Genomic DNA, 9,143 nt, shown 5'->3' on the forward strand with positions numbered 1-9,143 from the left:
GAAATAGTAGTTAAAGCAAACTAAATTTTGTTGGAGCGCCGTGTGCGGGGAAACTCGCACGCACGGTGCGGAGTGGGGGAAAATTCGGAGATAACTTCAAAGAATTACCTATCACTATACATCCTTCCTTCGGACCTCTCTACATACGGCGGCGCGGCAAAGGACCTGCTCACCGACCTGCAATCCCGCAACGAGAGAATGTTCAACATGACCTTCCTGGTGCTGCACACGGCGGAGACCCGTCAAAAGCTGGAGATCGCCGTATCCCAGGCGGCCAGCGTCGCCCAGACCTATAACTGCCTTCTGACCCGGCTGGACTTCCAGCAGGAGGACGGGCTTATGAGCAGCCTTCCCCTGGGGCTCAACCGCATCAAGATAGAACGGAGCCTGACCACTTCGGCCCTGGCGGTGTTCGTCCCCTTCGTCACCCAGGAGGTGTTCATGGGCGGCGACGCCATGTACTACGGGCTCAACGCCCTTTCCAATAACATGATCCTGCTGGACCGCAAGCAATCCCGCTGTCCCAACGGTCTTGTGTTCGGCACCCCCGGCAGCGGCAAATCCATGAGCTGCAAGCGGGAGATCACCTTTATCATGCTGATGACCCAGGATAATGTCATCATCTGCGACCCGGAGGACGAGTATTCGCCCCTGGTGAAGCGATTGGGCGGTCAGGTGATCCGGCTGTCCCCGTCCAGCACCGACTATGTGAACCCTCTGGACATCAACCTCAACTACTCCGAGGAAGAAAACCCGCTGGCGCTGAAAAGTGATTTCGTCTTATCCTTCTGCGAGCTCATCATGGGCAGCAAGACGGGGCTGGAGGCCATCGAGAAAACCGTCATTGACCGGGCGGTACAGATGATCTACCAGCCCTACTTTGCCGATCCCCGGCCAGAGAATATGCCCATTCTGGGCGACCTGATGAACGCCCTTCTGTCCCAGCACATCCCGGAGGCCGACCGAGTGGCCCAGGCGCTGGACCTCTATGTGAACGGTTCGCTGAACTTCTTCAACCACCGTACCACCGTGGACATCTCCAACCGCCTTGTCTGCTTTGACATCAAGGGCCTGGGCAAGAACCTGAAAAAGCCGGGGATGCTCATTGTTCAGGATGCGGTGTGGAACACCGTTACCATCAACCGGGCTATCGGGCGCTCCACCTGGTATTTCGTGGACGAGTTCCACCTTTTGCTGAAGGAGGAACAGACCGCCGCATACAGCGCCGAGATTTGGAAACGGTTCAGAAAATGGGGCGGTATCCCTACCGGGGCGACCCAGAACCCCAAAGACCTGCTTTCCTCCCCGGAGATCGAAAACATCCTGGAAAACAGCGACTTCATCTATATGCTCAACCAGGCGGCGGGAGACCGGAAGATACTGGCGGAGCGGCTGAACATTTCATCGGAGCAGCTTGCCTATGTGACCAACTCCGAGCCGGGCCACGGGCTGCTGTTCTTCAACAATGTCATCCTGCCCTTTGCGGATGACTTCCCGAAAGACACCGAGCTCTATAAATTGCTCACCACCAAGCCCAGCGAGGTTGCACACGAAACTGTGGACGACGAAAAGGAGGACCAGAATGGATAACAAGATGGCGGTTTTCAATAACCGCGAATTTGGCAGCATCCGAGTGATCGAAGAAAACGGCAATTATCTGTTTTGCGGATTTGATGTTGCGAAAGCCCTGGGATATGCAAAACCGAGGAACGCCATCAATACGCATTGTAAGGGGGCCCTGAAACGGGGCGCCCTTACAGAAGGAGGCGTACAGGAATTGACATTCATCCCGGAGGGTGATGTGTACCGCCTGATCGTTCATAGTCGGCTGCCTGGTGCGGAACGCTTTGAAAAATGGGTGTTTGACGAAGTTCTCCCCATGATCCGCAAGACGGGCGGGTACATGACTGCCTCCCTTCTGGAGCAGGCGGCGGAAAAACCGGAAATATTGCTGGCTTTTGCCGACCAGCTTCTTGCCGAGCATGAGAAAAACCGGCAGCTCTCCGGCGAGGTGGAACGGCTGCGGCCGAAAGCAGATTTTTATGACGCCTTTGTCCATGAAGAAAACTGCACCAATATCCGAGCCACGGCGAAAGAACTGCAAATCGGGGAGCGTGCGTTTTGCCGTTTCCTGATGGACGCGGGATTTCTGTACCGCTGCCCGGCCGGATACCTTCTGCCCTATGCCAAGCCCTCCAATAACGGATTATTCCGTGTGAAGGACTTCTGGAAATATGGGCATTTTGGACAGCAGACCTTGATTACGCCCCAGGGCAAAAATGTGATCCGTCTGCTGCTGGATGATGGGCAAATGCGGCTGGAATGGAAGGAAAGGATGGGATAAGGATATGGAACAGGAAAAGCTGTATGTCATCGAGGAAAAGACCTATGAGGCACATATCGACGAGGAAGTGCATCTCTACGGGCTGCTTCATCAGCTTGCCTTCCTTGCCGGAAAAATCAAGGACCGGGAGGATGTGGAGGCGTTCATTGCGGCGGCGAAGCGGTACGGCCAGATCGCCGATGACAAGTTTGACGCCTGGAACATTCCCGGCCGTTACCTGGTGTTCGGCGACAAGGCGGACCTTGCCGGGATGAAGGCGCGGGAGCTGTGCGAGCTGGACGCCTTCTATGTGGAGTGTGAGGACGACGAACCCGAACCGGGCGGCGGCCGCCAGGAGGAACACTATCTGATCCCCGGCAGCGGATTCCGGCTGCTGGTGAGCGAACTGCACATGTTCCTGGTAACCTGGTACAGCATCGCCAAGTGTCTGTCGCAGGCACAGAACGAGAAAGATTTTCTCCGACTGCAAAAGAAATACGGGAACTATGAAAAGACGCTGAACAGGCTGCGCCGCAAGCTGGGTCTTTCCGCTGACAGCAACTTTTGTCAGGATGAATTGGAGGCGGCGGTCATCAAGCGGTTCCGGGCGGAGCTGATCCCTGGGGAGCAGATCAGCCATGAATAAGCTCACCCATGTCAGCCTGTTTTCCGGCATCGGCGGGCTGGACCTTGCGGCGGAGGCGGCGGGCTTTGAAACGGTCTGTCAATGCGAGTGGGCGGACTATCCCTATTCCATCCTGCAAAAACATTGGCCGGATGTGCCGAAGTTCCGCGACATCACCACATTCACGAAGGAGGCGTTTTTTGAAAAAACAGGACTTGAAACCATTACCATCCTCTCCGGCGGATTCCCGTGCCAGCCTTTCTCCACCGCAGGAAAACGGCGGGGCTTTGCGGATGAACGCTACCTGTGGCCGGAGATGTGCCGCGTTATTGCCGAACTGCGGCCCCGTTGGGTGCTTGGGGAAAATGTTGCTGGCTTCATCAATATGGGGCTCGACAAAACGATTTTTGACCTGGCAAAAGCGGGATACGCTGTTCTCCCATTCGTATTTCCGGCTTGCGGCGTCGGCGCATGGCATGAGCGCCAGCGAACTTTTATCGTCGCGGCTGATGTTTCCCACACCCCTTGCCTCCGACAAATCCACGGGGCGGGATGCTGCCAGCCTGGATGTGTTCCTGTCGGACAATGGGATATTCCGCAAGCGGAACAAGGACGGGTCGATCTGGAGCCTGTCCCTGTCGGCGGCGGTGTTCTATCTGACCCCGGCAGCATCGGAGGGCTACCGTTCCACCCTGAAACCGGCGGCCTTCCGGGACAAATCCCCGTCCTCCAACCTGTCGGCTCAGGTGATCCGGCAGGAGCAGCCCCTTTCCGAGAAAGCGGCGCTGAACCCGGACTGGGTGGAATGGCTCATGGGATTCCCCCCGAAATGGACGGACGCATCCTTTGGCGTGCCGAGCCCGAAGGAGTCCCCCGCATGACCGAGGACACGGACAACCGGGCGCTGCGGCTGAAAACCCTGGGGAACGCGGTCTGCCCGCCCCAGGCCTATCCCATTTTCCAGTACATCGCCATGATCGAAACCGGGGCGTGTGCCGACATCTGCCCCTATGGAACAGGAGGTGACGCACCTTGAAAGAATGGAAAGCCCCCGAAAAGGAGGCGCAGAAGATGACCCGTGACGGGGCAGTATCCGTCAATCTGGTTACGGGCGAGACGACCTATCCCTCTGACCGGACGCCGGAGCAGGACCATTCCGCCTCCGGCGACACGGCGGGTGCCGCTGGGAAAGTAGTGGATCGTGTGGAACTGCACCGGGAACAGGCAGCAGCCAAGAAGAAGCGCCGGAAACAGCGCAGAACCTATCGGGAGGGCGAGGCGGCAGCGGGCCGTCCATCCTCCCGATTGCAGTTTTCCGAGGCGGACCAGGCCAAGCCGGAGCTGCAAGGGGCCATCCGCAAGTCGGACAAGGCGGCGGACCGGCTGGACGCGGCAAAGACCGCTGTTCCATCCAAACTGCCATCCCCCCAACATGCCAATCCGCTGTCCCGCCCCATCCAGGAGGCAGGCGCAGCCATCCACGGCAAGGTCCGAGAGGTGGAGCAGGAAAATTCCGGCGTCCAGTCGGGCCACCTGGGGGAACGTAGCTTTGAGAAGGCTGTGGGCTACGGAAACCGCCGTGTCCAGAACTGGCGGGCGGAACGCAAGCTGAAACCCTGGCGGGACGCGGCAAAGGCGGAGCAGGCGGCGGTCAAGGCCAATGCGGATTTCTACTATCGGAAAGCCGTGGCGGAGAACCCCCAGCTTGCATCCAATCCCATCTCCCGCCTGTGGCAGAAACGGAAGCTGCAAAAGCAATATGCGGCGGCATACCGGGCGGCGGGCAAGACCGCCCAGGCCGGGAAAACAGCGGAGACCACGGCAAAGGCGGCCAAGAAAACCGCCCAGGAGTCCAAGCGCACCGCCCTTTTCCTGAAACGGCATTGGAAGGGCGCGTTGATCGTGGGCGGCATCGGTCTTCTGCTGGTAATGCTGCTGGGCTCCCTGCAATCCTGTTCCTCCATGTTCGGCGGCGGGGTGTCCAACATTATGGCGTCCTCCTATCTCTCCGAGGATGCCGACATGCTGGCGGCGGAAGAAGCCTACTGCGCCAAAGAGGATGAATTGCGGGAGTATCTGGATACCTACGAGGCCACCCACGACTATGACGAGTATCACTTTGATCTGGACGAGATTGAGCACGACCCCTATGTGCTGATCTCCATTCTGTCGGCACTCCATGAAGGGGTGTTCACCATTGACCAGGTACAGGGCGACCTTCAAACCCTCTTTGACAAGCAATACATCCTCACCGAAACCGTGACCACGGAGACCCGCTATCGGACGGAAACAAGGACGGACAGCGAGGGCAACACCTATACGGTTCGGGTGCCCTATACCTGGACCATCTGCACCGTCACGCTGGAGAACTTCGACCTCTCCCATGTGCCGGTCTATATGATGGGCGAGGAACAGCTTTCCTTGTATGCCACCTATATGTCCACTCTGGGCAACCGCCCCGACCTGTTCCCGTCCTCCGGGTATGTGAACAAGTACATCGACAACCCACCTGCCGCCTGGGAGATTCCCGCTGAATACCTGACGGACGAGCGGTTCAACACCCTTATCACCGAGGCGGAGAAGTATTTAGGGTATCCCTATGTATGGGGCGGCAGCGGCCCCAGCACCTCTTTTGATTGCAGCGGCTTCGTCAGCTATGTGTTGACCAACAGCGGCCTGTGCAATACCGGGCGGCTGGGCGCTCAGGGGCTCTACAACATTTCCACCCCAGTATCCGACCCCCAGCCCGGCGATTTGGTGTTTTTCGTGGGCACCTATGATACCAGCGGCGTGTCCCATGTGGGAATCTATGTGGGCGACGGGATGATGCTGCATTGCGGCGACCCCATCCAGTATTCCAACCTGAACACAAGCTACTGGCAATCCCATTTCTACGCATACGGCAGACCGCCGTACAACTGATGGAGGTGATGAAGTATCAATATGGTTTCCTATGGGGGCGGCGCCAACAGCACCGCCCTTCTGATCGGGCTGCACCAGCACCGTATCCCGGTGGACCTGATCCTCTTTGCGGATACGGGGGCAGAGCATCCCCACACCTACGCCTATCTGGATGTGATGGATTCCTGGCTGAAGGACCACGGGATGCCGCCCATTACCAGAGTGTATAAGACCACCCGTGACGGGAAACGGCTGACGCTGGAGGATGAATGTCTGCAAAGTTGCAGCCTTCCGTCTATCGCCTACGGCTTCAAGCGGTGTTCCCTGAAACACAAGATCGGGCCGCAAGAAAAGTTCTGCAACCATTACCCGCCGTGTCAAAAGGCGTGGGCGGCGGGCAAACGGGTGGTCAAATTCATCGGCTACGATGCGGGCGAGGGCTACCGCAGCGACAAGGTTCTGCTGGGCGACCTGGCCGACCGAAAATACAGCAAGTGGTATCCCCTGATGGAATGGGGATGGACGAGGGACAATTGCATCCAGCAGATCGAGGCGGCAGGGCTGCCCCAGCCGGGAAAATCGTCCTGTTTTTTCTGCCCCAGTATGAAACCCGACGAGATCACCGCCCTGCGGGAGCAGCATCCCGATTTGTTCCGCCGCGCCCTGGCGCTGGAGGACAACGCCCGGAAAAACCTGAAAACGGTCAAGGGCCTGGGGCGGAACTATTCCTGGAGAGAACGATTTGGAAAGGAGTTTTGCACACATGGCAACGGTTGAGAAAATCCGCAAAGACATTGAAAAAACGAAGGAGAAGATCTTCGCCCAGCAGAAGCGCCTTCGGGAGCTGGAGGCGCAGCTCACCGAGGAAGAAAACCTGGAGATCGTCCGTATGGTCAAGGCGGTGCGGATGGATAACAAGGAACTGACCGCCTTCCTGAAGGCTTACGCCAGCGGCCTTATCACCCTGCCCGACGGGATGATGGAGGCGGAGGCAGCGTCGGACCCCGACGACGATATGGAGGACAGTGACCATGAAGAATAAGAAAGTGATCCGGCTGTTTACGGCGATTCTGGCGGTTGTACTGTGCATGACCGCTTTCTCCGTCACCGCCTTTGCGGGCGGCGGAGATGGCGACTACTACATCGGGGAGTCCGCCGAGACGACGCCGGAACCCACCGAGGAACCTGCCACCGGGGGCATGGAGCCGGAGGGCCAGCCCCTTACCCCGGAGGGCAACGCCACGCTGGTGGACGATTATTACGGTGACAAGCAGCTTATTACCGTGATTACGAAAGCGGGCAACTATTTTTACATCCTGATCGACCGGGCCAACGAGGACAAGGAGACCGCCGTTCACTTCTTGAACCAGGTGGACGAAGCCGACCTGATGGCGCTGATGGAAGATGGGCAGACGGAGGAAAAGCCAGCTGCTTGTACCTGCGCCGAGAAATGTCAGGCCGGTGCGGTGAATACCGCCTGTCCGGTCTGCGCGGTGAATATGAGCGAGTGCGCCGGAAAAGCGCCGGAGGTGGAGCCAGAGCCCGAACCAGAGCCGGAGAAAGAGTCCGGCAGCGGCGGCGCCCTGGTGCTGATCCTGCTGCTGGCGGCGCTGGGCGGCGGCGGAGCCTTCGCCTACATCAAGTTCATCAAGCCAAAACAGGGCGCAAAGGTCAGCGCCGACCCGGACGACTATGAGTTCGAGGACGAGGAATACGAAAACGAGGATGTTCCTGAACAGGGAGAACAGGAGGACCAGAATTGAGCAAATTGGTGATCTGTGAAAAACCGAGTGTAGCAAAGAGTATCGCATCGGCCCTGGGTGTCACATCCAGGGCCGATGTCTATTTTGAGGGCGGCGGCTGGCTCATTTCCTGGTGCATCGGGCATCTGGTGGGGCTGGCGGACGCGGCCGCCTACGATGACCGCTACAAGAAGTGGCGGTATGAGGACCTTCCCATCCTGCCCGCCCCCTTCCACTATGTGGTGTCCGAGGAAAAGGCTGACCAGTTCCACATTCTCCGTTCCCTGATGGAGCGCCCCGATGTGACGGAACTGGTCAACGCCTGCGACGCGGGACGCGAGGGCGAGCTGATCTTCCGGCTGGTCTATGAGGCTGCCGGATGTTCCAAGCCTTTCTCCCGTCTCTGGATTTCTTCGATGGAGGATGCGGCAATCCGGGAGGGCTTTGCCGACCTGCACCCCGGCGCGGACTATGACCCGCTGTATCAATCGGCGCTTTGCCGCCAAAAGGCGGACTGGCTTATTGGTATCAATGCCTCACGGCTCTTTTCGGTGTTGTATCATCGAACGTTAAATATTGGGCGGGTGCAGACGCCCACCCTGGCGATGCTGGCCGACCGGGACAGTAAGATCGTCCTGTTCCGCAAGGAGAAATACCATTATGTGCGGCTGGCGCTGGAGGGGGCCGAGGCGGTCAGCGACCGCATTGTTTCCCCGGAGGACGCCCAGGCCATCCGGGATGCCTGTGACGGGCAGCGGGCCGTGTGTGTATCCCTGGTGCGGGAGAAAAAGACGGAGAACCCGCCCAAACTGTACGACCTGACCACCTTGCAGCGGGAGGCGAACCGGGTGTTCGGTTACACGGCCAAGCAAACCCTGGACTACGCCCAATCGCTCTATGAAAAGAAGCTGCTGACCTATCCCCGCACGGACAGCCGGTATCTGACCGGCGACATGGCGGAGACCGCCTCCGTGGTTCTGCATCTGGCAGCACGGGTGACGCCCTTCGATGCCTGCCCGGAGTTTTTCCCCGATGTTCTGGCGCTGGTGAACGACAAGGAGGTATCTGACCATCACGCGATCCTGCCGACGCTGGAACTGGAGAAAGCGAACGTTCCGGGGCTGCCTGTGGGTGAGCGCAATATCCTTCTGCTGGTCTGCTGCAAGCTGCTGTGTGCGGCGGCGGAGCCTTTCGTGTATGAGGCGGTCACGGCCACCTTTGATTGCGGCGGACATACCTTCACGGCAAAAGGAAAGCAGGTGCTTTCCCAGGGCTGGCGCGCCATCCAGGAGGTGTTCCGTTCCTCCCTGAAGGAGAAGCCGGAGGATGAAGATGCCGAGGGTGTTCTTCCCGCCTTGACCGAGGGGCAGGTCTTTGAGCCGGTCTCCGCCTCCGTCACCGAGCACTTCACTTCGCCCCCCAAGCCCTACACGGAAGTTATATGCTATGAAAGGGGGATAAGAAATCGCCCATAGAAAGGAGAAACTTTTATGAAAGCAAGGAAAACTGACAAGGGCAAGATAACCGCATTATACGAGCGTTTGAGCCGCGA

Annotated in this window: 7 protein-coding genes and 2 pseudogenes; all 9 read left to right on the forward strand. The window is 58.5% G+C overall.

The annotated features are described in order from the left end of the window. Nucleotides 1-78: 78 nt before the first annotated feature. A pseudogene (locus H8S11_RS13465) lies at nt 79-1,590 on the forward strand (VirB4-like conjugal transfer ATPase, CD1110 family); the annotation flags it as partial. Further along, a complete protein-coding gene (locus tag H8S11_RS13470; protein ID WP_117515655.1) occupies nt 1,583-2,344 on the forward strand; it encodes a BRO family protein in 762 nt (253 codons plus the stop codon). The pseudogene H8S11_RS13465 and the gene H8S11_RS13470, both read left to right, overlap by 8 nt. Nucleotides 2,345-2,348: 4 nt before the next feature. Then, complete coding sequence (locus tag H8S11_RS13475; protein ID WP_059004496.1) at nt 2,349-2,969, forward strand: hypothetical protein; 621 nt, start codon at nt 2,349-2,351, stop codon at nt 2,967-2,969. After that, entirely contained in the window at nt 2,962-3,984 is a 1,023-nt protein-coding gene (locus H8S11_RS13480; protein WP_117515657.1) for a DNA cytosine methyltransferase, read from the forward strand. The genes H8S11_RS13475 and H8S11_RS13480 overlap by 8 nt, the downstream gene beginning before the upstream one ends. Continuing rightward, nucleotides 3,981-5,870 (forward strand): C40 family peptidase, encoded by a 1,890-nt coding sequence (locus H8S11_RS13485; protein ID WP_243201068.1) that lies wholly within the window; start codon nt 3,981-3,983, stop codon nt 5,868-5,870. The genes H8S11_RS13480 and H8S11_RS13485 overlap by 4 nt, the downstream gene beginning before the upstream one ends. A 15-nt stretch (nt 5,871-5,885) precedes the next feature. Then, the gene (locus H8S11_RS13490) at nt 5,886-6,626 is read left to right on the forward strand and encodes a phosphoadenosine phosphosulfate reductase family protein (protein ID WP_186853508.1); all 741 of its coding nucleotides are present in this window, start codon (nt 5,886-5,888) and stop codon (nt 6,624-6,626) included. Further along, on the forward strand, nt 6,613-6,891 hold the full coding sequence (locus H8S11_RS13495; RefSeq protein ID WP_186853504.1) for a DUF4315 family protein: 279 nt from the start codon (nt 6,613-6,615) through the stop codon (nt 6,889-6,891). The genes H8S11_RS13490 and H8S11_RS13495 overlap by 14 nt, the downstream gene beginning before the upstream one ends. Beyond that, complete coding sequence (locus H8S11_RS13500; RefSeq protein WP_186853505.1) at nt 6,881-7,612, forward strand: DUF4366 domain-containing protein; 732 nt, start codon at nt 6,881-6,883, stop codon at nt 7,610-7,612. The genes H8S11_RS13495 and H8S11_RS13500 overlap by 11 nt, the downstream gene beginning before the upstream one ends. Beyond that, a pseudogene (locus tag H8S11_RS13505) lies at nt 7,609-9,027 on the forward strand (DNA topoisomerase); the annotation flags it as partial. The gene H8S11_RS13500 and the pseudogene H8S11_RS13505, both read left to right, overlap by 4 nt. Nucleotides 9,028-9,143: the final 116 nt, after the last annotated feature.

The sequence above is a fragment of the Flintibacter hominis genome (assembly GCF_014287965.1).
GTDB lineage: Bacteria > Bacillota > Clostridia > Oscillospirales > Oscillospiraceae > Lawsonibacter > Lawsonibacter aceti.